20 protein-coding genes and 2 pseudogenes are annotated in these 25154 nt (G+C 61.2%); 11 read left to right on the forward strand and 11 right to left on the reverse strand.

Going from position 1 to position 25154, the window contains the following annotated elements:
- Positions 1–87 precede the first annotated feature (87 nt).
- The 10 genes and pseudogenes from ACPDZI_RS10070 to ACPDZI_RS10115 form a co-directional block, all read right to left on the reverse strand.
- Complete coding sequence (locus ACPDZI_RS10070; protein ID WP_408755200.1) at positions 88–1344, reverse strand: OmpP1/FadL family transporter; 1257 nt, start codon at positions 1342–1344, stop codon at positions 88–90.
- A gap of 253 nt (positions 1345–1597) precedes the next feature.
- Positions 1598–2896 carry an outer membrane protein transport protein gene (locus ACPDZI_RS10075; protein WP_076360689.1) on the reverse strand — a complete coding sequence of 433 codons (1299 nt, stop codon included), beginning with the start codon at positions 2894–2896 and terminating at the stop codon, positions 1598–1600.
- A 410-nt stretch (positions 2897–3306) separates the two neighbouring features.
- On the reverse strand, positions 3307–4050 hold the full coding sequence (locus ACPDZI_RS10080) for a DUF3379 domain-containing protein (RefSeq protein ID WP_011706005.1): 744 nt from the start codon (positions 4048–4050) through the stop codon (positions 3307–3309).
- Entirely contained in the window at positions 4043–4633 is a 591-nt protein-coding gene (locus ACPDZI_RS10085) for a sigma-70 family RNA polymerase sigma factor (RefSeq protein ID WP_017408325.1), read from the reverse strand. The genes ACPDZI_RS10080 and ACPDZI_RS10085 overlap by 8 nt, the downstream gene beginning before the upstream one ends.
- A 33-nt stretch (positions 4634–4666) precedes the next feature.
- Positions 4667–6186 (reverse strand): annotated as a pseudogene (locus ACPDZI_RS10090) (hypothetical protein).
- Positions 6183–7682 (reverse strand): tetratricopeptide repeat protein, encoded by a 1500-nt coding sequence (locus tag ACPDZI_RS10095; protein ID WP_438834563.1) that lies wholly within the window; start codon positions 7680–7682, stop codon positions 6183–6185. Before ACPDZI_RS10095 ends, ACPDZI_RS10090 begins: the two are co-directional and overlap by 4 nt.
- On the reverse strand, positions 7682–8695 hold the full coding sequence (locus ACPDZI_RS10100) for a VWA domain-containing protein (protein WP_438834456.1): 1014 nt from the start codon (positions 8693–8695) through the stop codon (positions 7682–7684). The genes ACPDZI_RS10095 and ACPDZI_RS10100 overlap by 1 nt, the downstream gene beginning before the upstream one ends.
- Positions 8692–9267, reverse strand: coding sequence for a DUF4381 domain-containing protein (locus tag ACPDZI_RS10105; protein WP_438834457.1), 576 nt, complete (start codon positions 9265–9267; stop codon positions 8692–8694). Before ACPDZI_RS10105 ends, ACPDZI_RS10100 begins: the two co-directional genes overlap by 4 nt.
- Positions 9252–10142, reverse strand: a complete 891-nt coding sequence (locus tag ACPDZI_RS10110) for a DUF58 domain-containing protein (protein ID WP_438834458.1) — start codon at positions 10140–10142, stop codon at positions 9252–9254. Before ACPDZI_RS10110 ends, ACPDZI_RS10105 begins: the two co-directional genes overlap by 16 nt.
- Positions 10143–10176: 34 nt before the next feature.
- Complete coding sequence (locus ACPDZI_RS10115; protein WP_438834459.1) at positions 10177–11127, reverse strand: AAA family ATPase; 951 nt, start codon at positions 11125–11127, stop codon at positions 10177–10179.
- Positions 11128–11320: 193 nt separating this feature from the next.
- Here ACPDZI_RS10115 and fadI point away from each other — a divergent pair, with 193 nt between their 5' ends.
- The 5 genes from fadI to ACPDZI_RS10140 all read left to right on the forward strand — a co-directional run bounded on the left by fadI (position 11321) and on the right by ACPDZI_RS10140 (position 16859).
- Positions 11321–12631: an acetyl-CoA C-acyltransferase FadI gene (fadI, locus tag ACPDZI_RS10120; RefSeq protein WP_438834460.1), complete on the forward strand. Its 1311-nt coding sequence runs from the start codon at positions 11321–11323 to the stop codon at positions 12629–12631.
- A complete protein-coding gene (gene fadJ, locus ACPDZI_RS10125) occupies positions 12631–14778 on the forward strand; it encodes a fatty acid oxidation complex subunit alpha FadJ (RefSeq protein ID WP_197918080.1) in 2148 nt (715 codons plus the stop codon). Before fadI ends, fadJ begins: the two co-directional genes overlap by 1 nt.
- Positions 14779–15072: 294 nt before the next feature.
- Positions 15073–15213, forward strand: coding sequence for a TIGR02808 family protein (locus ACPDZI_RS10130; protein WP_005301193.1), 141 nt, complete (start codon positions 15073–15075; stop codon positions 15211–15213).
- A gap of 192 nt (positions 15214–15405) precedes the next feature.
- Positions 15406–15963, forward strand: a complete 558-nt coding sequence (locus ACPDZI_RS10135; protein ID WP_016350817.1) for a YaeQ family protein — start codon at positions 15406–15408, stop codon at positions 15961–15963.
- Positions 15964–15974: 11 nt separating this feature from the next.
- Positions 15975–16859, forward strand: a complete 885-nt coding sequence (locus ACPDZI_RS10140) for an AEC family transporter (RefSeq protein WP_010633898.1) — start codon at positions 15975–15977, stop codon at positions 16857–16859.
- A 167-nt stretch (positions 16860–17026) separates the two neighbouring features.
- Here ACPDZI_RS10140 and ACPDZI_RS10145 read toward each other — a convergent pair whose 3' ends face one another.
- Complete coding sequence (locus ACPDZI_RS10145) at positions 17027–17320, reverse strand: HNH endonuclease signature motif containing protein (protein ID WP_438834461.1); 294 nt, start codon at positions 17318–17320, stop codon at positions 17027–17029.
- Between the two features lie 387 nt (positions 17321–17707).
- On the opposite strand from ACPDZI_RS10145, the gene ACPDZI_RS10150 reads away from it, so the two are divergent.
- The 6 genes and pseudogenes from ACPDZI_RS10150 (at position 17708) to dpaL (ending at position 25054) form a co-directional block, all read left to right on the forward strand.
- Entirely contained in the window at positions 17708–18028 is a 321-nt protein-coding gene (locus ACPDZI_RS10150; protein WP_438834462.1) for an AAA family ATPase, read from the forward strand.
- Positions 18029–18115: 87 nt separating this feature from the next.
- Positions 18116–19684, forward strand: coding sequence for an ATP-dependent nuclease (locus tag ACPDZI_RS10155; RefSeq protein ID WP_438834463.1), 1569 nt, complete (start codon positions 18116–18118; stop codon positions 19682–19684).
- Positions 19685–19862: 178 nt separating this feature from the next.
- On the forward strand, positions 19863–20126 hold the full coding sequence (locus ACPDZI_RS10160; RefSeq protein WP_438834564.1) for a phage protease: 264 nt from the start codon (positions 19863–19865) through the stop codon (positions 20124–20126).
- 51 nt (positions 20127–20177) lie between these two features.
- A pseudogene (locus ACPDZI_RS10165) lies at positions 20178–22111 on the forward strand (sigma 54-interacting transcriptional regulator).
- A 428-nt stretch (positions 22112–22539) separates the two neighbouring features.
- The gene (ygeW, locus tag ACPDZI_RS10170) at positions 22540–23727 is read left to right on the forward strand and encodes a knotted carbamoyltransferase YgeW (RefSeq protein WP_438834464.1); all 1188 of its coding nucleotides are present in this window, start codon (positions 22540–22542) and stop codon (positions 23725–23727) included.
- 127 nt (positions 23728–23854) lie between these two features.
- Positions 23855–25054 carry a diaminopropionate ammonia-lyase gene (dpaL, locus tag ACPDZI_RS10175; RefSeq protein WP_438834465.1) on the forward strand — a complete coding sequence of 400 codons (1200 nt, stop codon included), beginning with the start codon at positions 23855–23857 and terminating at the stop codon, positions 25052–25054.
- Positions 25055–25154: the final 100 nt, after the last annotated feature.

Below are 25154 nucleotides of genomic sequence, written 5' to 3' on the forward strand. Positions count from 1 at the left end.
GCCGCCCACTATGCCAGCGCTTGGAGGCCAGAAACGGTCAATAACTGGCATAGTGCTTGAATGGGCGGGCAAGGGTGCCCGCCCGCGTCAGAACAGGTAATTGAGCTGCAGACCGGCCAGCCAGGCGTCCCCTTCCGAAGTGCCCTGGAAGGTGGAGGTGGTTTGCGGTATGCCGGGTTTGAGCTGCATGGTCTCGCTCACGTCCACCTTCTTGCCGTCGATCAGCGTCACCCCCAGATCCAGCGAAAGGTTGCGATCGATCTGATAACCCACCCCGGCGCTGTACCAGACCCGATCCGAGTCGGGGATGGAGATGGTGCGGCGATCCGCCGGGACCGGGCTGCGGTCATAGGCAAGGCCGGAGCGCAGCTGCCATTGCGGCGCCAGCTGGTAGGTCAGGCCCAGCGCGTAGCGCCAGCTGTCTTCCCAGTGCTCGTCCTTGATGTGCATGACTCCGTGGTGATCGAGCTCGGATTCCAGCTGCACGAACTTGCTCCAGTTGGTCCAGTTGATGCTCGAATGCAGCGCCAGCGCCGGCGTCAGTTGATGGAACAGGGCCAGCTCGGCGGTGGCGGGCAGCGGCAGATCCAGGCTGCCGGTATCGGTGAAGGGCTGCCCGTTCTGATCGATGCCGATGGCGTCGCCGGAGAGCTTCAGGGTGACGTCGTGGCGGTAGGAGAGGCCGATGCGGGTTGCCTCCGACAGCTCTAGCAGGGTGCCCACGTTCCAGCCCATGGCCCAGCCATCCCCTTTCAGGTGCTTGGCGATCTGGTTGTTGGACGGGAAGGTGCCACCCACTTCCCCTTCGCCCTGAATGGCGGAGAGGCCGGCGCCGACGGACCAGACGCGGTTGATGCGGTAGGCCAGTGACGCACCCAGATCCACGGTCTTGATGTCGGAGACATTGCCGAAGTGACCGGCATTGTAGTTGTCCGGCATCTTGACGCCGAGCCCGTAATAGGAGGTGGCAGCCAGCCCCAGGCGCCACTGGTCGTTGAGCGGCACTATGAGGTAGGCGTTGGGCACCCAGGCATCATCGGCGATGTCGTGGGCCGCCGCATCCAGACTGACCGGCCCCTTGGGGGTCGGCACCCGGGTGGTGCCCTCGATGTTGACGTCGGGGTGCACATAGATGAAGCCACCGGAGAAGGCCATGGTATCGAAACGGGTCATGGCGGCGGCGTTGCGGGAGAGCACGCTGGCATTGTCGGCGATGGCGGCTTCGCCGGCGAAGGCGCGGCCCATGCCGGTGGCGGATTGCTCGGCCAGCTGAAAACCTGCCGCCTGGGCTTGGCTCGACAGCACCAGCAGGGCGATGAGAGACGGCTTCATGATGGAGTGCATTGCATTGTCCTTGAAAATGAACCTGGAGTTCGAACGTTCTTATGGTCGGAGGCAGGATTTTATATGGTATGACCAGTAAGGCAACTGGCGTGGGGGCGAGCGGATGAAAACGGGATTAAATGCTGGGGGATATGCTGCTAATAGCTTGATAAAAAAAGAAAAGCGTACAGTTGTTTACTACAGATGTACGCTGAAACAGGAATTTTGGATAAAAAAAGAGCGCCCGCAGGCGCTCTGGTCAATTTGCTGATTATCAGAATTTCATGTTGAACTGAGCGGAAGCGAGGAAGGCGTTGCCGTGGGAGGTGCCTTTCCAGCGCAGGGCTTCGTTGCTTTCGACCAGCTTCTCGTTGACGTCCACTTTCTTGCCATCCAGATAGGCCATGCCGAAGTCGACGCTCATGTCCTTGTCGATGTGGTAGGTGGCGCCAGCGCTATACCATACGCGGTCGGAATCCGGGATGCTCAGGCTGCGGTATTCCGGCTCGATCGGGGTGTTGTCGTAGGCAAAGCCGATACGGGCTTCCCAGGACGGGTTGACATACCAGGTGCCGCCCAGAGAGTAACGGGTAGAGTCCTTGAACTTCTCCGGCTTGTAGAGGCAGACGCCGGCACCGTCGGTGCTGTTGCACTGACCGCTGGTGGCCCTGAGCTCCTGGAAGGCGCTCCAGTCGGTCCAGTTGACGGAGTAGTGCACGGCAAACTGCTGGTTCAGACGGTGGTAACCGGCGAACTCGGCCTGGGCTGGCAGATCCAGCGGCAGTTCGCCACTGACAGTCTTGAAGCCGGAAGAGGTGCCCTGATAGTCACCCTTGAACTTCAGGTCTACCTGGGAGCGATAGGTCAGCGCGAAGCGGTTGTTCTCGTTCACTTCATACATGGTGCCCACGTTCCAGCCGTAACCCCAGTCGTCACCCTTCAGGTGGCTGACGATGGTGTCCTTGCCGATACCCGGTACGCTGCTCAGCGGCGGCACGGCGGCCAGCACGCCGGCGCGGCGGTTCAGTTCAGCCTTGGCATAGACCAGGTTCAGACCGGCGCCGAAGCTGAAGTGCTGGTTGACGCGGTAGGCGATGTTCGGGTTGATGTTGAAGGTGAGCAGTTCGGTGTTGCCGGCAATGGAGCCACCGTTGAAGTTCTCGGTGTACTCGGTCGACAGACCGTAGTTGGAGAACAGGCCGATACCCCAGGCCCACTGGTCGTTCAGCGGCTGGATGAAGTAGGTGGCAGGCACGAAAGCGCTCGGCGCGATGCCGCTTTCGCTGGCACCGGCCATCTTGGCAGGGCCTGCATAGATGTCACCATTTACATCCACGTCCGGCTTGATATAGGTACCGGAGACAGAGAACGCCATCTTGTCAAACTGGGTCATGGCTGCCGGGTTGCGGGACAACACGGAGGCGTTGTCCGCCACGGCGGCTTCCCCTGCATACGCACGACCCAAGCCGGAGGCTGAGTGTTCGTTCAATTGGAACGCGGCGGCGAAGGTTTGGGTACTGGCCAGGGTGACGGCGGCAGCGATCAGGCTCTTTTTGAAAAAGGCAGTTGTCATAGTGTTCTCTCTTGTAGGCAGATTTTCCGTCGGCATCAGGGCTATTTTGCCTCTGTATGTGACAAGATCTGTTGTTATTTCAGCTTCTTCCCATTCAATTCTGGCGTGATTCTATGGATCTGGTAGGAGGTAAGAAATCAGACCAGTGACAGCAGAATACATAAAAGTTTCCGGAGTGTTAATCATTTGTTTTAATTCGCCGCTTAAATAGTCTCTTTTACCATTTATTGGACAAAAAACACTCACGTGCGGCGATCTGCATCACAAAAATATTTTTGGGTATTTGCGGGGAATGAGCGGCGAATAGGGGAGAATCGTGATGGGAAAGGGGATAAACGGGCAGCCAACCTGATTGGTCTGCCCGTTGGCTTGACCCGCTACTAGGCGAGTCAAGATTGGGTTAATGCCTGTTAAATCGACCAGTGCAGCCGGGATTCCAGCTGCTCTGCCACCGGCGCCAGCGGCTCCTCCATCTCACCGATCAGCACCATGTTGGCCCCCTTGAGTTGCAGGATCTCGCCCTTGAGCTGGCCATCTTCAAAGGTGGGCTGCAGGGTGAGTGGCACGTGCTTGGGTACCAGGAACAGAGTGACCGGGCCCATCTTGCCCTGCAATACCATGTGCAGCGCCGGCCCCTGATAGAAGGAGCAGTGGTTGACATAGGTGATCTTCAGCCCCTGCATGCCCATCAAGGTCGCGCCATATTTCTCCATCTTGGCGTTGATGGTGCGCAGGCTCACCTGCTCGTCCACATCCTTGATGAAGGGCTCCTCGCCATAGACGTGGGCCATGGCGACCTGGGCCAGCGAGAGCTCGTCGGGAGCGGCCAGCGGCCAGCTCAGCCAGCGAGTGCTCATGCCGAGCAGGAAGGCGACCGAGGCAGCCATCGCCAGCGCACGCCAGTTGCTGCGCGGGCGCACCGGCAGGGGAACCACCTGCGGCTGATCGGCTTCCAGCGCCTGTCTGAGCAGGATGCGCTCGGCCAGCCCGGCCGGCACCTCGACCTCCATGGCTCGCTGCAGGCTGCGATCGAGCTGCTTCATCTCGTCCAGGTGCTTGCGGTTGGCGGGGGAGCGCTGGGCCTGCTCGAGAAACGCGGGATCCTGCTCATGTGGATGGGCTATGGCCCGACGGCGAAATTCCAGCTCATCCATTGGTGTGTCCTCTCTGTTGGGTCGTTGACTCCATGGCCTCTTTTATCTGGTTGCGGGCCCGAAACAGGCGAGTCATGACGGTGTTCTTGTTGAGCCCCAGCTGCGCAGCTATCTCGTCGCCGCTAAAGCCCCCCAGCACCTGCAGCAGCAGGGGTTCCTGATATTCGGCCGGCAGGCGGGCGATGTGACGTCTGAGCCACTCGTTCTCCATCTCCTGCTCGCTGTGCAGTGCCTCCTGATCGCTCTGGGGATGTTCGTCGAGATCGACGAGGTCAAACTGCTTGCGCTCGAACCGACGTGCATTTTCCCGCCGCAGTATGGTGATGAGCCAGGCCTTGGCGGCCTTGTCGTCGAGCAGGGAGTCGATGCTCTTCCAGGCGCGCAGAAAGGTCTCCTGCACCAGATCTTCCGCCACTTGCGGATCCCGGCACAGCCAGTAGGCGTAGCGGTAGATGTCCCCGTGCAGGGCATGTACCAAGGCTTCGTATTTGGTTTGTTTGTCTGCCATGCCTCCATAGACCGGGGAGGTCGTGGGATCCTTTCCGACCGTGGCACCTTTTTTTCTGAAAAAACCTAAAGCCATCGCTGGGCTTCCTTATTTGAATGAAGGCCGGGATCAACCGATCCTGGCCAGTTGCCTGAGGCCATAGGCTATCGCAAAAGTTTCGTGGCCGCATAGGGCGCTGGCAAAGTCCGCCCAGGTTTGCGGGTGGCTCCCAGCAGGGGATACGGTAGCGAAGCAGGCGCGCTCCAGGGCGGCAAAGTGAGGCTCAAGGGCGGGATCGCGACGACAGGGCAGGATATCGAGGCGGGGATGGGGCAGTGGCCAGCGCAGGCGGGCCCATGCCAGCAAGCGGGCCCGGATCTGCTCGGCATCGGCCCGACACAGCGCCTGTTGCAGGCGATAAAAGGCGTGCCAGCGCGGTCCGTGGCGCCAGCAGGCCCGCAGCAGCAGGGCCCAGATGACCCAAAGCAGGCTCTCGTCGTTCGGCCCATCCTGTGCCGGCTGCGACTGCGTGCCTGCGGCGATGTGCAGGGGCGTGGCGGGCAGCCGAGCATATTCAATGCGCCCGCGCTGGGTGTTGAACCAGGCCAGCTCGATGGCAGGCAGCAGGTAGTCGCCGGGTTCGTCAACGGTCAAGGCCTGGCGCCACTCGCGCTCGAAGCGCAGCGTCCCCTTGGCGAGATAGCGCTCCTGCTGCTGCTCCCCATCTGGCCTGGTCCTGATGCCGGCGGGCAGGCCGGATGAGCCGAGCAGGCGTGCCAGATTGAGGCGGCTGCCATCGCCCCCTCCAGGGTGAGGGTCAGGGTGCGGATCACCGGCTCACCCGCTCTGGCCGCCGTGGGCGGATCCAGCCGCTGGCTCAGGGTGAGCTGGCTTGCCACCGGTTGCAGCGGAGGCTCGTCGATCTGCACGAACAGGGTGGCCGCCCGAGCCGAGAGCGGATCACTGCCACCGTCATCTTGCGGCAGGCGCCCCTGAAAGCGAGGGGATTCCAGCGGATGGCGCCCCGCTTCTTTGGCCTGCAGCAGCCAGCTGCGGGTCAGGCGGCCGGGCAGGCCGGGGCTTGCCGGTGGCTGCCACTGATCGTTGCCGAGGCGGCGAATGGTAAAGGCATCGCTGGTCGGCTCGGTGAGGTTGGGGGCCTCCATGTTGGCCGGCAGCCAGAGGCTGAGCTGATAGACAAAGGGCTGGCCGGGGTAGAGTGGCCCCTGTTGCAGCACCCGGGCCTGCAGCTCGATGGGAGAGATGGCAGGCGCTGGCGCGAGATTGCCGGCTTCACTGCGCGGCGGAAAGGGGATGGACGGAGTCTGCTGCGCCCCCAGTGGCAGGGCCGGCACCTGCTGCGGGCTGGTATCCAGCAGGTGCAGGGGGATCTGCCAGCGGGTCAGACTCTGCTGCGGGGCGCTGACCCGGCTCATGGTCACCTTGCCCACCGCAAACTGACGCAATAGGGGGGTGATGGCAAGCTCACTGCTCTGGCGCTCGCCGTCCGCTTCGATGATCAGCAACCAGTCGCGGCGATCGGCCCCCGGCAGCAGCTCGGCCCGGGGCGGGGCGGCAAAAACCTGCGCCGTCATCAGCCAGAGCAGCAACAGGCACAGGGCACGGCAAGGGGCGAAGAGGCGGCTCACCAGGGATCCTCTCCTTTCAGGTTGCCGGGGGCGAGGCCGCGATCGCTCTCCTGCTGGCGCCTGCGTTGATCTTCCTTGCGCAGCCGCTGCTCCAGCAGCAGGACGGGAGGTGACGGAGGCAAGGGCGCATCCGGGGTGGCGGCCTGCTCGGGAGCATCGATGGGCTTGGGATCCTGCGCCTGTGGGGTTGCCTCGGGCGGCTGGGCGCGCAGCAAGGTCAGGTTGTAGCGCGCATCCTGATGGCTGGGTTCCAGCGCCAGAGCCGCCAGGTAGGCCTGCTCGGCGGCCGCCAGCTGACCGAGCTGCACCAGGGCATTGCCCCGGTTGTAGTGGGCAGTGGCCGTGTTGGCTCGGCCATAGGCGGCGACCGCCTTGGCGTAGTCGCCAGCCCGATACCAGGCATTGCCCTGCCAGACGGGATCCGCAAAGGTGCGGGCGGCCTCCTTATAGTGCTTTTGCAAGAAGGCCTGCCAGGCCTGATTGTCATGGGTAGCAGGCGGCAGGGCCGTTGATGCCTGGCTGGCCTGCAGGGAGGGAGGGGTGAGCAGCAGCGTCCCCGCCAGCACCAGCCAGAGGGTGCCGATACGGGCCAGCAGCGCCAGTGGCAGCAGGGGCAGCAGCAGCCAGGGGCCGAGATCCATGGCCTGGTGCGCACCTGTGGTCTGGCTCATGGGCAAGGGGGCAAAGCGTGGCACCCCCTGTTGCAGCCACTGCAGTTGACCGCCGAGATCGCCTGCCAGCTGTTGCAGGGTGGCCACGTCGGGGGCCGGCAGGGTGCGGCCGAAGCCACCACCCATGGTGGCGGGCAGGCGACTAGCCTGGCCGCTGTTGACCAGCAAAATGTCGAGACGTGCTTGTATCTGGGCGTGGCAAAAGAGGCTGCCCTGGCAGGGCCACACCGCCTTGATCCGCTCGGCCTGACGGGCGGTCAGGTCGTCGGTGATCAACAGCAGGCGGGCCTGCTGGCCGACGGGGATCTGCTTGAGCGCCAGCGCCACCGCGCGCTCGGGCGCGCTGCCTTGCCTTGGCATGATGGCCGGGCGCAGGTCGGGCAGCAGCAGGGCGAGGGCCTGGTGATCCCGGGTTGGCGGCATGGCGAGGTAGGCATCCCCGGCAAACAGGATGAGGGCGATGGGATGGGCCGCTTCCTGCTGGGCTCGGTCAGCCAGCAGATCCTGCAGCAACACCCGCACCCGGGTGGCCCGGTCCGGCAGCAGATCGGTGGCCAGCATGGAGCGGGAGAGATCCAGCAGCCAGATGTCGAGGGCCGGGCTCGGAACGTTCTGGCTCTGCTGGCGCAGGGCCGGGCCGCTCAAGGCTAAAATCAGCGGCAGGCAGGCCAGCCAGAGCCAGGGGAAGTGGCGCCGCTGCCCCGGCAGCAGATAGGCCTGCATGGCGGGGGCCAGCAGCGGCGCCTGGCGGTGACGGCGCCATCCCTGCCACAGCCAGGGCAGCAGGGCCAGCAACCAGAGCGGGCGCAGCAGGGTGAGCTCCATCATGGGGCGCCTCGGGAGGGGTTGTCAGGCAGAGTGGCTTTGCGGGTCAGCCGCAGCGGCCAGCGTAATCGGGCGGGCCAGCTTAGCAGCAGCCAGGCCAGCGCCAGTGGCCAGGGGTAGAGCTCCTGGTTGGGGCGATAGTGGGTCTGCGCGGTGGCGACGGGCTCCAGAGTATCCAGCGCCTGATTGATGGCCTCGAGATCCCCCTGGGTGCGCGCCCGGAAGTAACGGCCATGGCCCACCTCGGCCAGCTGCTGCAAGAGGGCCTCGTCCAGCTCGGCGCTGGGGTCGCTCTGGGCCGGGGCCTGCGCGGGGGTTATCGCCTCGGCAAAGGTATCCGGATCGGCGCCCACTCCCAGGGTATAGAGGCGAATACCTGCGGCAGCGGCCTGCTTGGCCTCGCCCAGAGGATCGGCGCTGCCGGCGGTATTGCGCCCGTCGGTGACCAGCAACAGGGCGGTAGAGCGATCGGGGGCCTTGTGCTGGCGAGCAAGCAGGATGGCCTCGCCAAGGGCGGTGGTGCGTCCCACCAGCTCGAAATCGAGCTCGCGGGTCAGACCGAGCAGGGCGTTGGTCTCCTGGGTCAGGGGCGAGAGCAGGTAGGCATGATCGGCGAACACGATGAGGGCGATACGATCGCCGGGGCGGGCGGCGATGAGCCTGTCTATCTGCTGGCGCACCGCGCTGAGCCGGTCTTTTTGCTCCCCTTGATCCAGCATGTCCTGGGTGCGCATGCTGTCGGAAAGATCCACCGCCAGGATGAGATCCCGACTGCTCTGATAACTCACCTGAGGCGGCTCCTGCCACTGGGGGCGGCAGAGCGCCAGCACTAGGGCGCACCAGCACAGCGCCATTCGCCACAGGGGCTGGCCGGCATGGGGGTGCAGCAGGGGAAAGCCGGCATGGGTCAATACGCCAGGATCATGTGCGCCGCGGGAGCGGGGCGGCAGACCAAAGCGCACCAGCAGCGGCAGCGCCAGCGCCAGGGCAAACCAGGGCCAGGCGAGGATCATGGCCGTCTCCCGGCGCGCGCGTTGCTCGTGCGGGCCCGCCGCCAGCGAGTGCGCAGGTCCAGCAACCAGGCTGGCGGGCAGATGCAGCTGCGTCCCCAGACGAGGTAGGCCCGGCACAGCGCCTGGCGCTGCTGCGCATCTGGGCTCTGACCGCCGTAGAGCCAGGCAGACCAGTGCGGGGCCAGCTCGCGAAAGCGGCTGCCCCCCAGAGCATCGAGCCCCAGAGAATCAAGAAAGGCGAGCCAGGGTGCGCCTTGCAGGGAAGCCGCCTCGGGCCAGCGGGGCAGTACGGCCTCGCGCAACACGGCCTGCAGCTGGGGCACCAGGTCGGGGGCCTGCCAGTCAAGCTGTCGCCGCCAGCGGTGATAACGCAGCAGGCTCTGTACGCCGAGGATGAGCATTGTGCCGACCAGCAGCGCGATCAGCAGCCACCACCAGCCCAGCAGGCGGGGATCAGCGGCCAGCTGTAGCGGCGGGCCGGGGTGAATGTCGCGCAGCTGCGCCGCCAGCGGGGAAGTGGGGACGCTGCTGCCCGGCACGGCGCTGGCAAGCCAGCTCAGAATTGGCGGCATGCCCCCTCCTGCCACTGGCGTTGCAGCGGCTGGCCGTTGTCGAGCCGGTAGAGGCGCTGCACCAGCGGCAGCAGTTGCTGATGGCCCTGGCGGGCCAGTTGCTCGGCGGCCTCTTGATAGCGCCAGGCGAACCCCGGTTCGCCGGCCTCGAGCCAGCCGCTCTGTTGGCCGGCGCGCACCGCCAGACGGCCCTGGGCGGGCAGGGCTGCCTCCAGCGGATCCCGAATTTGCCAGCAATGCAGGTCGTGGCGCCGGCCGAGCAGTTGCAACTGGCGGCAGAGCGCCTCATCGAGGGGACTGTGATCGGTGATGAGAGTCAGTCTGGCGCCGTGGGGCAGAGTGAGCCGGGCCAGGGTATGGGCGAGGGCGTTGGGGGGCGGCGTGCGCGCCAGTCCCAGCCGGTAGTGATGGCAGAGGGCCTCCAGCAAGGGTACCAGGGTGCCGCGCTGGTGTTGCAGGTGCGGCTCCACGCCGTGGCAGATCAGGGTGTTAGCCTGCTTTTCCCCTTGCCAGAGCAGGGCGGCGGCCAGCTCGCAACCCAGGCGCGCCTTGAGCTGGTGGCAAGAGCCGAAGTACATGGCCGGGGAGAGATCGAGCAGCAGCCAGTGGGCCTGATCCTGCTCTTCGCTGTAGAGCCGGGTATAGGGGCGACCGAGGCGAGCGGTCACCCGCCAGTCGATGTGGCGTACCTCGTCGCCGGCCTGATAGGCGCGCAGCTCGCGAAAGGTGAGCCCCGGCGTACGGCCAAGCCGGCCCTGCGCCACCGATTGAATGCGCGAGCGCGGCCCCTGCCGGGCCCACAGCCTGATCGCCAGCAGTCTGGCAAGCGGGAGGGCGATATCAGGATGGGCGAGGGGATCGACGGCGCTCGTCATGGCAGCAGGGCCCGCACAGAGGAAACGAGCGGGTTCAGGGGCATGGGATCGCATCCAGCAGCAGGGTGATGAGCGCCTCGTTGTCGAGGTTGTCCGCCAGCGCCTGATAACTGGGAATGAGGCGATGGCGCAGCACGGCCGGCGCCAGCTGCTGGATGTCTTCGGGCAGCACGAAATCCCGCCCGGCCAGCCAGGCCCTGGCGCGAGCCGCTCTGGCCAGACCTATGCTGGCCCTGGGGCTGGCGCCCACCGCGACCAGGGGTTCGAGTTCCGTACACAGGCCGCTGCCGGGGCGGGTGGCGCAGACCAGTTGCACCAGATAGTGCTCCAGGCGCCCCTGCATCTGCACCGCCTGCACCGCGCTGCGGGCCGCCAGCAGATCGGCCTGGCTCAGGGTGAGCGGCGGCGTCGGCAGGGTGTCGCCGCGGGCGTTGAGCTGGAGGATGGCCAGCTCCATGGCGGGGCTCGGGTAGTCCACCAGCAGCTTGAGCAAGAAGCGGTCGAGCTGGGCCTCCGGCAGGGGATAGGTCCCCTCCTGTTCTATCGGGTTCTGCGTGGCGGCCACCATAAAGAGGGGCGGCAGGCGCCAGCTCTTCTTGCCCACGGTGATCTGATGCTCGGCCATCGCCTCCAAGAGGGCGGACTGTACCTTGGCCGGCGCCCGATTGATCTCGTCCGCCAGCACCAGGTGGTTGAAGAGGGGGCCGGGCTGAAACACGAAGCTGGCATCCTGGGGATGAAACACCTCGCTGCCGGTGAGATCGGCAGGCAGCAGGTCGGGGGTGAACTGGATGCGGGCAAAGCGCCCCTCCACCGCGCCGGCCAGCGCCTTGACGGCCCGGGTCTTGGCAAGGCCGGGGGCGCCTTCGATCAACACATGTCCTTCACATAACAGAGCTATCAGCAGCCCCTCGATGAGGGGGCCCTGTCCCAGAATTTGACTACCCAGATAGTCCCCAAGCTGTCTGAACTCGGCCGCTGCCATGCAATAAACCCGTTGTTTTCATAGAAGTTGATCTTTTTATACTCCAGTTGGCGCACAAGGGCGAGGGAGGGGGCCAAGATGGCGGCAATTTAGTTTCAATCAGCTGTATGAAATTTGTGAGTGGATTGTTAAGATGTGGCGCAATGAGGTCAGACCTCTCCCTTTAGTCTTCTCGTTTAACCAAGGAGCCAGGATGAAAGAGCCATTGAAACTGACGACTCGCCAGGGCGAACGGATTGCCGTCGTGGCGGGTTTGCGCACTCCCTTTGCCAAGCAGGCCACCGCCTTTCACGGCGTGCCTGCGGTGGATCTGGGCAAGCTGGTGGTGAGCGAGATGCTCGCTCGCACCGATCTCGATCCCAAGCTCATCGACCAACTGGTGTTCGGCCAGGTGGTACAGATGCCGGAAGCCCCCAACATTGCCCGCGAGATCGTGCTCGGCACCGGCATGAGTGTCAGCACCGATGCCTATAGCGTGTCGCGCGCCTGCGCCACCAGTTTCCAGGCCGTCGCCAACGTCACCGAATCCATCATGGCCGGCACGGTGGACATCGCCATCGCCGGCGGTGCCGACTCCTCGTCCGTGCTGCCCATCGGGGTCAGCAAGAAGCTGGCCCGCGCCCTGGTGGATCTCAACAAGGCGCGCAATCTGCAGCAGCGCTTCAATATCCTGCGCCAGCTGCGGGTCAAGGATCTGCTGCCGGTGCCGCCCGCCGTGGCCGAGTACTCCACCGGTCTCTCCATGGGGCAGACCGCCGAGCAGATGGCCAAGAGCCACCAGATCAGCCGCGAGGCGCAAGATGCGCTGGCGCACCGCTCCCATACCCTGGCTGCGCAGGCCTGGGCCGAAGGCAAGTTGAGTGGCGAGGTGTTTACCGCCCACGTGCCTCCCTACAAGGCGCCGCTGGAGCGAGACAACAACATCCGCGAAAGCTCTGATCTGGCGAGCTATGCCAAGCTCAAACCGGTGTTTGACCGGGTGCACGGCTCCGTCACCGCCGCCAACGCCACTCCGCTCACCGACGGCGCTGCCGCCGTGCTGCTGATGCGCGAAGGGCGGGCCAAAGAGCTTGGCCTCGAGCCACTCGGCTACATCCGCAGTTTCGCGTTTTCTGCCATCGACGTGTGGCAGGACATGCTGATGGGCCCCTCCTACGCCACCCCGCTGGCACTGGATCGCGCCGGCATCACGCTGGCCGACCTGACTCTGATCGATATGCACGAGGCCTTTGCCGCCCAGACCCTGGCCAACCTCAAGATGTTTGCCAGCAAAGAGTTTGCACGCGATAAGCTGGGCCGCGATCAGGCCATCGGCGAGGTGGACATGGACAAATTCAACGTCCTCGGTGGCTCGCTGGCCTTTGGTCACCCCTTTGCCGCGACCGGTGCGCGCATGATCACCCAGACCCTGCACGAGCTGCGGCGCCGGGGTGGGGGATTGGGGCTGAACACCGCCTGTGCGGCGGGTGGTCTCGGCGTGGCCATGGTGTTGGAGGTAGAGTGATGAGCGAGAAGACTTTTTCCCTGGCGGTGCGCCAGGATGGCATCGGCATTCTCACCATGGATGTGCCGGGCGAGAGCATGAATACCCTCAAGGCCGCCTTCGTGGAAGAGATCCGCGCGGTGCTGGCCGAGGTGAAAGCCAATAAAGAGCTGATCGGCCTGGTGGTGGTCTCCGGCAAGAAGGACTCCTTCATCGCCGGCGCCGACATCAGCATGCTGGCGGCCTGTAGCAGCGCCAAGGATGCCGAGACGCTGTCGCGGGAAGGGCAGGTGATCTTCGCCGAGATCGAGTCGCTGCCGATCCCGGTGATCGCCGCCATTCACGGCCCCTGCCTCGGCGGCGGATTGGAGCTGGCACTGGCTTGCCATGGCCGGGTGGTCACCGATCACGGCAAGACGGTGCTCGGCCTGCCCGAGGTGCAACTGGGCTTGCTGCCGGGCTCCGGCGGGACCCAGCGTCTGCCGCGCCTCATCGGGGTGGCCAAGGCGCTCGATCTGATGCTGACCGGCAAGCAGGTGCGGGCCAAGCAGGCCAAAAAACTGGGGCTGGTGGACGACGTGGTGCCGCCCTCCATCCTGCTGGACGCCGCCATCAAGTTGGCCAAGAAGGGCAAGCCCCGTCACGAGCTGAAGCGGGATCTGCAGGGCAAGCTGCTGGAAACCAACAAGCTTGGCCGCAAGGTGCTGTTCGATCAGGCCCGCAAAGGGGTGAAGGCGAAGACCCGCGGCAACTACCCGGCCCCGGATCTGATCCTGGAAGTAGTGCGCATCGGGGTGGAAGAGGGGATGCAGGCCGGCCTTGCCGCCGAATCCCGCCACTTTGGCGAGCTGGTGATGACCAGCGAATCCGCTGCCCTGCGCTCCATCTTCTTTGCCACCACCGAGATGAAGAAGGAGGTCACCTATCAGGGGGCCGAGCCGCGCAAGGTAGGTCATGCCGCCGTGCTGGGCGGCGGTCTGATGGGGGGCGGTATCGCCTTCGTCACCGCTACCAAGGCGGGCGTGCCGGTACGGATCAAGGACGTGGCCAGCAGCGGCATCGGCAATGCCATGCGCTACAGCTACGACATCCTGGCCAAGAAGCTCAAGCGTCGCCAACTGCTGCGCAGCGAACTTGAGAAGCAGATGAGCCTGCTGACCGGCACCCTCGACTACTCCGGTTTCCATCGGGTCGACATGGTGGTGGAAGCGGTGTTTGAAGATCTTTCCCTCAAGCACCAGATGGTGAAGGACGTTGAGCGTGAATGTGGCGAGCACACCGTGTTTGCCTCCAACACCTCCTCTCTGCCGATCCACCAGATCGCCTCGGCGGCGGCCCACCCGGAACGGGTGGTGGGGCTGCACTACTTCAGCCCGGTGGACAAGATGCCGCTGGCGGAGATCATCCCCCACGCCGGCACCAGTGCCGAGACGGTCGCCACCACCCTGGCCTTTGCCCGCGCTCAGGGCAAGACCCCCATCGTGGTCAAGGACGAGGCTGGCTTCTACGTCAACCGCATCCTGGCCCCCTACATGAACGAGGCGGCGCGCCTAGTGCTGGAAGGGGAGCCGGTGGAGGTGCTGGACGGTGCCCTGCTCGATTTCGGCTTCCCGGTCGGCCCCATCACCTTGCTGGACGAGGTGGGGATCGACGTGGGTGCCAAGATCTCCCCGATCCTTGAAAAAGAGTTGGGGGGCGAGCAGTTCCAGGCCCCGGCGGCCTTTGACAAGCTGCTGCAAAACGATCGCAAGGGGCGCAAGAACGGCAAGGGCTTCTACCTCTACGGCAAGGCGGCTCCGCGCAGCAAGCTCACCGGCAAAGAGGGCAAGAAGACGGTGGACGAGAGCGTCTACGGTGTGCTCGGCATCTCGCCCCAGGCCAAGCTGGCCAAGGCGGAGCTGGCCGAGCGCTGCGTGCTGATGATGCTCAACGAAGCGGCCATGGCGCTGGACAGCGGCGTGGTGGCCTCGGCTCGCGATGGCGACATCGGCGCCATCTTCGGCATCGGCTTCCCGCCGTTCCTGGGCGGCCCGTTCCGCTACATGGACAGCCTCGGCATCGAGCATCTGGTGGGGCGCCTTGAGCACTACCAGAAGCGCTATGGCGACCGCTTCGCCCCCTGCGATCGCCTCAAGGCGATGGCGGCGGAGCAGCAGCGCTTCTATTGAGCGTGCGCCGCTCGCGGCAACAGGCCAACCGACAAGGAGGCGACCCCGGGGTCGCCTCCTTCTTTTGGCGCCTGGATGGAAAATGCGGGGGCAGCAGGCTGACAACTGGTTGAATCCCGTCCATATTTTTCCTCGGCAAGGGATAAATTGTTGATCCAACTCAAACTAGCCCCCTATTTATTACTTTGGTGGCATAGGACTCAGGCGCTGGTTGGGGTCAAATAGCATCATCAGGAACGGGGGGATAACCCCGTCACGAAAGGGACACCCATTTCACTGGATGAAGGACACATAATGAGTCTGCTTGAACAAACCATCTGGACTGTATTGGGATACGGGGCCATGCCCTTTATCTTCCTGAGCGGGTTTGTGGCGGTGGCAGTGACCTGCTGCCTGCTGCTCAATGCCTTCGGGGTCAAGTCCGCCGAGAAGTGATCCGCTTCTTTCGTTCATACCGCCAAATGCCAGTCTTCGGACTGGCATTTGTTTTTTGAGCCTTGGCAGGCAGTTATCTGCGCTCCAGGGGCCAAATGTGTGCTGCTTGAGGTCGAACCGGCCGCCGATTTTGATTACACTGGCGCGCAGTTTTTCGTTTCGGCCCGCTTCCCAAGGTATTCAAGGTTTTCTATGGCTCTCAAGGCAACCGTATTCAAGGCTCAGCTCAGCCTGTCCGACATGGATCGCAATCTGTATCAGGACTTCTCTCTCACCCTGGCCCGTCACCCCTCCGAGACCGACGAGCGGATGATGATCCGGCTGGCGGCCTTCGCCTGGCATGCCGCCGAGCGACTGGAGTTCACCAAGGGCCTCTCCGCCGATGACGAGCCGGAACTCTGGCGCAAGAACTATTCCGACGAGATTGAACTCTGGATAGAGCTCGGCCAGCCCGACGAGCGCCGCCTCAAGAAGGCGTGCAACCGTTCCCGTCATGTGGTGCTCTACCTCTACGGCGGCCGTGGCACCAGCGTCTGGTGGAAGCAGAACCAGGGCAAACTCGGTCTGCACGACAACCTCACCGTGATTGAGCTCTCCGACAGCCAGACCCTGCCGCTGACCGAGATGGTGGAGCGCACCATGCAGCTCACCTGCACCATCTCCGATGGCCAGCTCTGGGTGAGCAATGGCCGCCAGGAAGTGACCCTGGATCCCGTGCTGCTGATGGGAACCCCCGCCCGCGAACTGTAAAGGACCTGCCCATGTTCAGCGCGCTGCTCAATATCGTCATTCCGGTGTTTGCGGTGGTGGGGCTTGGCGCCCTCTACGGCCGGTTGCGCCCGGGCGGTGCGCTGGGTTACGTCAACCGGGCCAATATCGAGCTGTTCACCCCGGCGCTGGTGTTCTCGGCGCTGGTCAAATACCCGCTGGATCTGATGGCTCACCTCTCGCTCATTGCGGCGGGGGCCCTGGTGATCCTGCTGCCGGGGCTGCTACTCTCCCTGCTCAGGCTTCGCAGCATCAGCCGACCGGCCCTGATCCTGCCCGCCATGTTTCGCAACACCGGCAACCTCGGCATTCCGCTGATGGTGCTGGCCTTCGGCGAGCAGCAGCTGGGCGCCATCATCATACTGTTCGTGCTCTCCAACCTGCTCCACTTCTCGGTGGGCATGTTCATCCTCTCGGCCAACACCTCCCGCTGGCTCTGGCTGAGAAGCCCTGTACTGTGGGCCGCCTTGGCGGGCCTGCTGGTGGCCAACCTGCACATTCCGCTGCCCGAATACCTGGTGACCAGCGCCTCTCTGCTCGGCCAGATCTCGGTGCCGCTGATGCTGTTTGCCCTCGGCATCCGGCTGATGGAAGGAGAGCTGGATCACCTGGGGCTCGCCCTCAAGTGCAACCTGCTCTATCTGCTGGCGGGCGGCATATCCCTGGGGCTGGCGGTCTGGCTGCTGCCGCTGCAACCTGCCTGGATCCCGCTGCTGATGCTGTCGGTGGCGCTGCCGCCGGCGGTGCTCAACTACATGCTGTGCGAGCAGTACCAGTGCCAGCCGGAGAAGGTGGCCAGTATCGTGCTCGGCGGCAATGCGCTCTCGGTCCTGGTGATCCCGCTTGCAGTCTGGCTGGCCCTGCATCTGGGTAGTTGATCCTGTTCAGCAATAAAAAGGACGCCTGAGGGCGTCCTTTTTATTGCTGAACAGAAAGTTCGATTACGATTCGCTAATCGAACCTACGGCCCTGCACTCGTGTTACCCGCCAGAGCGGATGGTCAGCCCGATAGCAAGGTGTTGGCCATTGGCGCGGTTGAACAGCCTTAAACACCATTGGTTTTGCTCCCCTTGACCTTGCTGGTGATCCCTTTAGGAAACCAGCCCCCTTTACCCACCCGCGCCCGTACTTTTTTCTGATATTGCTCAGGGGATAGCACCTTGGGGGTTTTGTGGCGGGTGCTGTTGCAGTGCTGACAGGCGGCCACGATATTGGCGGGCTGGTTCGAGCCACCTTCGCCGCGTGGCTGCAGATGTTCCCCCGTGCACTGCAATAGCCGGGCTTCGGCAGGGGTGAGGCGATATTGCTGCATCAGTGCGGCAGGGGAGGCTTCCCACATCGGCAGTCCGCAATAGAAGCAGTGAAAGGATTGACGAACGGCAGCTTGGTGGCGTTGTTTGGCGATGTTTGGCGATGTTACCCATGGTCGTGACCTCAATCAGTTTGATATTGAAGTCCGTGACGGTATGGATTGGATAATGGCCGGACGGACTTCGGTTCAAGTTGAAGTCCCGTCCTCCACATGTTCGCGGCGGCGGGTACTGACCAGAGGTCTCTGGGCAGCCTTACGCCGCTCACCTTACGATACAGCGGCAATCAATTGATAGCGTGGTTTTAGATTGCTGTAAAGTTAATAATTCAGAGATGTGATCGTTACCCTCATTTGAATCCATAATATGTGGTAAGATAATTTACTAGTTACTCTTTTAAAATCCATTGATATTTTTTGAAGTTATTGATTGTATGTTTTTTGAATTTTTATTCTGGTGGAAAAATGATTATTGGTCTGTTCCTAAGAAACTATAAGTGTTATGAAAATTTGAACTTCATAGGATTTTCTGATGACAGTGGTGATCTGTTGAATGTTTTTACAGGCCCAAATGGTGTGGGTAAGTCATCAATTCTTGAAAGTATGCACTGTCTATTTAATGGAGTAGACCCTAAAACTTGGTCAATGAGTATTGGCAAAAAACAAGATAGAACTCTTGTAGCACCATTGTTTTTAGTAAAAAAAGACTTGAGCATTTCTAACTCTGAATATATTTAGGCAATTTCTAATACATTTTGGGGAAGTGACTTTTCAACGGTACACAAAGGGGAATATGAGAAAGAATTTAGTGAATTCAGAGAGTGATTGAAATCTAAAGTAAATTTAGATGACTACTGGTTATTAAGTGCAGGAAAGGATTCTACAGGCTCTATAAGGTTGTCACCATTTCATACACAAATAATGAATAAGACAAAGCGAGATGATGTTTCTTTAGATAGAGTAAAGAAGATTTATGTCAACTTGATTGACAGGTATCGATATGTTTATATTCCAGTTGAAAATAGAGTAAGTGATGTATTAGCTTTGCAAGCAAGTGAGATGCAAGGCTTAATGGATAAAGCCGTTGTTGATGAAATTAAGCTTCTTCTAGACAGAAAAGAGCACCAACCTGGTTTTGGTAAAAAGAAAAGCATATTGGACTTAGTTAATGATAGCTTGGAAAAATATATTGGTACAATTAACGATAAAATGGATGGGGAGTATCGCTTTCAAGCTAAAGGTGGTGTAAAGAAAACTATAAGGCCAAATGATATTACTGAAGTTATAATAAAAGAGTTCTTTTCTGTGAGACCATTAATGAAAGATGGTAAGCATATCAAAGATCTGAGCTCTGGTCAGCAACGCTTGGCATTAATAGATGTGGCGACAACATTACTGTCTACCAGAACAGAAAAGGCAAAGGAAATAATATTGGCTATAGATGAGCCTGAGAACTCGTTGGAGTCTTCACTCCGTTTTAAATCATTTCTACGGTTGATTAATATAGCTGAGCTATACGGTCGGCAATTGTTTTTGACTACACATTGGTATGGTCTTTTATTAAAGCCTGCTCGAGGTAAGTTGCATTATATTGATAGGGTTGGTGCTCCTGTAATTTCTTCGTTTCCCTTGAATACCATCTATGACTATAGGAAGTCATTTCCTCAATCAGTTGAAATGAAAAGCTATTTTGACCTTGTTAGCTCTATGCTTACGCTATTGAAATCTGGGGGAAATAACTGGCTTGTTTGTGAGGGAGGAGAAGATGCAAAATATTTGGAACTATATCTTTCTAAGCATCTCCCAAATGTCAATATATTATCTTTTAATGGATGCGGAAATATAAAGAAATTATATCAGTTCCTCAAGATTCCATTGGGTGATAGTGATGAGTTGGCTGCTGTAAATGGTAAGGTGTTCTGCTTGATTGATACGGATACAAAAAATCTAGTAACTGTTCATGGATATAAGTCAGATAAATGCTTAAGGTTTGAGCGTTTAGCATTAGACAAGAGTAAGTTTAGTGCACGTACTAATAGCGTTGCAAATCCAGATGCGACACAAGCAGAAATTGAAGATGTGCTTGAGGGGATTATTATGTGGGATGTGCTTGAGGCATTAGCTAAAGGAGACCCATATTTAGCTGGCATGCTTGAAAACTACTCACTTGATAGTGGTGCTTTGTATACCGGTTTCTCACATGGATTCCCATTTTTAAAGAGAAATAATATACACGCACATGAGCGAATAGAAGAGCTAAGAACATATTTAGATTTACCCGAAATGAAACGGAAGATTGCAGAAGAGTACTGTCACCAAGCCTTAGGATGGGAAGATCTCGAGCCATTGCCGTGGATGTCTGAGATCATTAAGCATTTCACTCCCAAACATTAACCCACCATAAACCCCACCCCCTTTCATGCCGCTGCACTATGGCGGCATAAACATATCCAAGACTCCATACTCAGCGCCCTTCGTGGCCATCCTCCAAGCCAACCCCGTCAGCGGGGAACGGCTGGCGGTGCTCGATGCGTAGCTCACCCCCAAGGCGATGACTGGTACCAGCTAGCTGCTGCCGGTCGGCCCTTTTAAAGCCCGTGATGGTCGCCCGTTCGATATGGCGAGTGGCCACTGGCAATTGGACGGACAGATCGCTGCTGCCCTGATTGCACGAGCCAAAGCCCTTGGGCAAGACTTCCTGATCGATTACGACCACCAGACCCTCAAGACTGACCAGAATGGCCAGCCTGCGCCAGCTCTCACTCCCGGTAGTGGGGCGGGTGCAAGTTCCCTTTTCGTGATCCTCGGCGAAGTCGCTGCCATCGAATTGGCATAGTATCTGGCCAGCATGAATCCCACCCGGGGTGGGAGCCAGGGGATTTACAACATGATGTCCGTCAGTAACCAATGTTTGTTGATGCAGATCCAGCCCACCATTTTGCGCTTTGCCAAGATGCTGGCCAGCGTGCTGCAACTGGAAGTGGAAATCGTGGACGCCAACATGGTGCGGGTGGCGGGAACCGGCCCTTACGGCAAGTTCTTCGGTCGCCAGCTGGAGGGGGACTCCCGCCTGTTGCGCTACGTCATCGAGCATCAGCGCGAGAAGATCGTCACCCACACCAGCGAGGATCCGGTCTGCGAGGGTGCAGCTGCAAGGAGAGCTGCCGGGAGCGGGCCTTTCTCGGGGTGCCCATCATGGTGGAGGAGAACTGCATCGGGGTGATCAGCCTGGTGGCCTTCAATCCGGAGCAGCAGGCCCGTCTCAACAACAATCTGCAGGAGGTGTGCGACTATGTGCAGCATATCTCCAGCATCTTCGTCGCCAAGCTGCTCGACTCGCGCGGCCTGTCGGACGGGGTCAACAAGGTCTTCCTGAGCCTGATGAACCACATGGATCAGGGCTGCCTGCTGCTCGACGAGAAGAGCCAGCTGCTCTACGCCAACGAAGTAGCGCTCAAGCAGCTCAATTGCCAGCAGGAGGCGCTGCTGGGCTGCGAGATAGGGCTGCGACCGCTCACCTTTGCCCAGCAGGGGTTGACCGGCCACCTGCAACACATCGTCACCCTGGGGGATCGTCAGGAGCTGATCATCGGCCAGCTGCACCACGTACAGGGCCAGCAGCTGTTTCTGATGGCGTTTCACCAGTCCCACGGCACGCCGAACCCTCCGCTGGATCCCGACGAGGGAGTCAGCATGCTGATCGGGGAGAGCAAGCCGATGCGGGCCCTGAAAAAGCTGCTCCATCGCATCGCCCTGAGCCCCTCCAGCGTGCTGGTGTGCGGCGAGAGCGGCACCGGCAAGGAGGTGGTGGCCCGCGCCATTCACCGGCTCAGCCCTCGCCGTGACAAGCCCTTCATCGCCATCAACTGTGCCGCCATCCCCGAGCAGCTGCTCGAGAGCGAGCTGTTCGGCTACGTAAAGGGGGCCTTCACCGGGGCTTCCAGCACCGGCAAGCAGGGGCTGATCCAGGCCGCCCAGCAGGGTACCCTGTTTCTCGACGAGATAGGGGACATGCCGCTTACCATGCAGGCCAAGCTGCTGCGGGTGCTGGAGCTGCGGGAGGTGACCCCCATCGGCGCCAGCCGGCCGGTGCCGGTGGACATTCGCATCATAGCCGCGACCCATCAGCATCTGGAGCAGTACATCGCCGAGGGCAAGTTTCGCGAGGATCTCTTCTATCGCCTCAACGTCATTCCCATCCACCTGCCGCCCCTGCGCGAGCGGGAGGGGGACGTGGCGCTGCTGACCCACTACTTCCTCAACCTGCACACCAGCCGCATCGGCCTGCTGTATCCGGGGCTGAGCCCGGAGGTGATGGCGCTGCTCGAAGGCTACCGCTGGCCCGGCAACGTGCGCGAGCTCAGCAACCTCATCGAGTACCTGGTGAACGTGGTGCAGGCGGGGGAGGTGATCGAGAGCATCCTGCTGCCCCCCAATATCCTGCGCAACCAGCGCAGTGGGGTGGACGAACCGCCACGCAGCACGGCGCAAATCGCGCGCATGCCGCTCTCGCCCGACCCTTACCCCCATGGCGTGCTGGCCGACCCTGCGCTGGGTCCTGTCGCTGGCAACCCGGCATCGGCTACCGGGACGCCCTGGTCATCGCCAGAGGCAAGCCTGCCAGAGCCGGCTGCCGGCCAGGTCGAGCGCGGGTTGGCGCTGCCACTTGGCGAAAACGGGCTGGAGAACATGGAAAAGCAGATGATAGAGGAGACCCTGCTGCGCCTTGGCAACAAGAAGCTGGCCGCCCAGGCACTCGGGATCGGCATCGCCACCCTCTATCGCAAGATAAAGAAGTACGAGATAGCCGTGCAGGCCTGAGCCCGCTTCGGGTCGCCTGACGGCCCCGCTTGACCGCGCCGCGACCGACAATCGCGGCGTTATCATTATGAGAATGTGGCCTCGCTTTCTATCAATTGGCAGGCTCTGGTGATAGCCGGACTGATAATTATCAGGGCCGGCTTGGCCTCCTCTCACCCTATTCTCGCGCTATTTCTGTGGCGCGCAGCCATCCGCTGGAAAATAAGCTGGCTCACCTGCCTTGGCGGGGCGACATATAGCCTCAGGCTGTGCGCCGGCTCACATTCAAGACACCTTTTCTGGTTATTTCCCGCTTATTTATGCGTTGGCACGCTTATTGATTGCCCTTATTTGACGCTGACCGATGAACTCACCCAATGGCCCTTGTTTCGGTGACCTGTGAGTGGAAGGGGAGCAATGCATTTCTCATCAACAGATTGGGGCTAACGATGAAAGCAGTGAACCAGTTAATCAAAGAGATCAATGAACTCAAGTCCAACCTGCATGAAAAAGACTTCCTGCTGACCTGGGAGCAGACCCCTCAGGAGCTGGCGCTGGTACTCAAACTGGCCGAGGCCCTCAAGGGACTGCGCGCCGAAAACATCGCCACCAAGCTGTTCAATACCGGTCTTGGCATCTCGGTGTTTCGCGACAACTCCACCCGTACCCGTTTCTCCTACGCCTCCGCCCTCAACCTGCTCGGCCTGACCCAGCAGGATCTGGACGAGGGCAAGTCCCAGATTGCCCACGGCGAGACCGTCCGTGAAACCGCCAACATGATCTCCTTCTGCGCCGATGCCATCGGCATTCGCGACGACATGTACCTGGGCGCCGGCAACGCCTACATGCGTGAAGTGGGCGCCGCGCTCGACGAGGGGGTCGAGAAGGGGGTGCTGCCCCAGCGCCCGGCGCTGGTCAACCTGCAGTGCGACATTGATCACCCGACCCAGTCCATGGCTGATCTCGCCTGGTTGCAGGAGCACTTCGGGAGCCTGGAGAACCTCAAGGGCAAGAAGATTGCCATGACCTGGGCCTACTCGCCGAGCTACGGCAAGCCGCTCTCCGTGCCGCAGGGCATCATCGGTCTGATGACCCGCTTTGGCATGGACGTGACCCTGGCCCACCCAGAGGGGTATGACCTGATCCCGGACGTGATCGAGGTGGCCAAGGAGAATGCCAAGGCCTCCGGTGGGAGCTTTCGCCAGGTCACCTCCATGGAAGAGGCGTTCAAGGATGCCGACATCGTCTATCCCAAGTCCTGGGCCCCCTATCAGGTGATGGAGCAGCGCACCGAGCTGCTGCGGGCCAACGATCATGCGGGCCTCAAGGAGCTGGAGCAGCATTGCCTGGCACAGAACGCCAAGCACAAGGATTGGCACTGCACCGAAGAGATGATGGCCCTCACCAAGGGGGGCGAGGCGCTCTATATGCACTGCCTGCCGGCGGATATTTCCGACGTCTCCTGCAAGGAAGGGGAAGTGAGTGAAGGGGTATTCGAGAAATACCGGATCGCTACTTATAAAGAGGCGAGCTGGAAGCCCTATATTATCGCCGCCATGATTGTCGCCCGTAAATTCTCGGCACCGGGCGCCGCCCTCGAAGGCTTGATAAAAGAGGCGCAAAAACGCGTCAAATAATGGCCTGGCCGGGCGGGAAATAAGTCCCGCCCGGCCGTCGTCATCACGCAATTATTGTCACGGGTTCTCTCCCCGGGGCGCTTTTCACTCGATGATCCCCGGCGAGATGACTCTTTGCGAGGTATTCATGTCCCAATTTGCCCTGAAGATGGAGATTGCCGATAACCGTTTCTTTACCGGTGAGTCGCTGCCCCTGTTTTCCCGTGTCGAGGCGCAAAAGGCTCGCGCCTTTCATAAAAAACTGGCCGGTTATGAGCCCACCCCCCTGTGCGATCTGACAGCGCTTGCCGCCTATATCGGGGTGAAGAACATCCTGGTGAAGGATGAGTCCAAGCGCTTTGGCCTCAACGCCTTCAAGATGCTGGGGGGCGTCTACGCCATCGCCAACCTGCTCTGTGAAAAATACGGGGTGGCGGTGGAGGATTTCACCTTCGATCTCATCAAGCGCACCATCAAGGAGCCGATGACCTTCGCCACCACCACCGACGGCAACCACGGTCGTGGCGTCGCCTGGGCCGCCAAGCAGGTGGGCCAGCATGCGGTGGTCTACATGCCAAAGGGCTCGGCCCAGGAGCGGGTGGACCACATTCTGGCGCTGGGGGCCGAGTGCATCGTCACCGACATGAACTACGACGACACAGTGCGCCTGACCATGAAGATGGCCGAGGAGCGCGGCTGGTACATAGTGCAGGACACCGCCTGGGAGGGGTACACCAAGATCCCGACCTGGATCATGCAGGGCTACGCCACCCTGGCCGATGAAGCGGTCGAGCAGATGCAGGCCATGGGCATCAAACAACCCACCCACGTGCTGCTGCAGGCCGGGGTCGGGGCGCTGGCGGGCGGCGTGCTCGGTTATCTGGTGGACTGCTTCGGGGCGAAGAACCTGCACAGTATCGTGGTCGAGCCGGATCAGGCCGACTGCATCTACCGCTCCGGCGTGGCGGGGGAGATGGTCAACGTGGGGGGCGACATGCGCACCATCATGGCTGGCCTCGCCTGCGGTGAACCCAATCCCCTCGGCTGGCCTGTGCTGCGCGGCTGCACCACCCAGTTCATCTCCTGCCACGACAAGGTGTCGGCGCTGGGCATGCGGGTGCTGGGAAACCCCCTCGGCAATGACCCCCGCATCATCTCCGGCGAATCCGGCTCGGTCGGCACTGGCGTGCTGGCGGCGGTGCGCCACCACCCGGATCGCGCGGCGCTGATGGCCCGGCTGGGGCTCGATGAGCAGTCGGTGGTGCTGGTGATCAACACCGAAGGGGACACCGACGTGGCCCATTACCGGGAAGTGGTGTGGGAAGGCAAGCACCCCGCCTGCGACTAATCCCTGCGAGAACAGAGACACGAATTGAAAACTGATCGCGCCTCACCAACGGGGCGCGGTAACGGGCACAGGGCGCTGCCGACGAACAGGCCGCGCACTC

Source organism: Aeromonas oralensis, assembly GCF_049665575.1.
GTDB classification, from domain to species: Bacteria; Pseudomonadota; Gammaproteobacteria; order Enterobacterales; family Aeromonadaceae; genus Aeromonas; species Aeromonas hydrophila.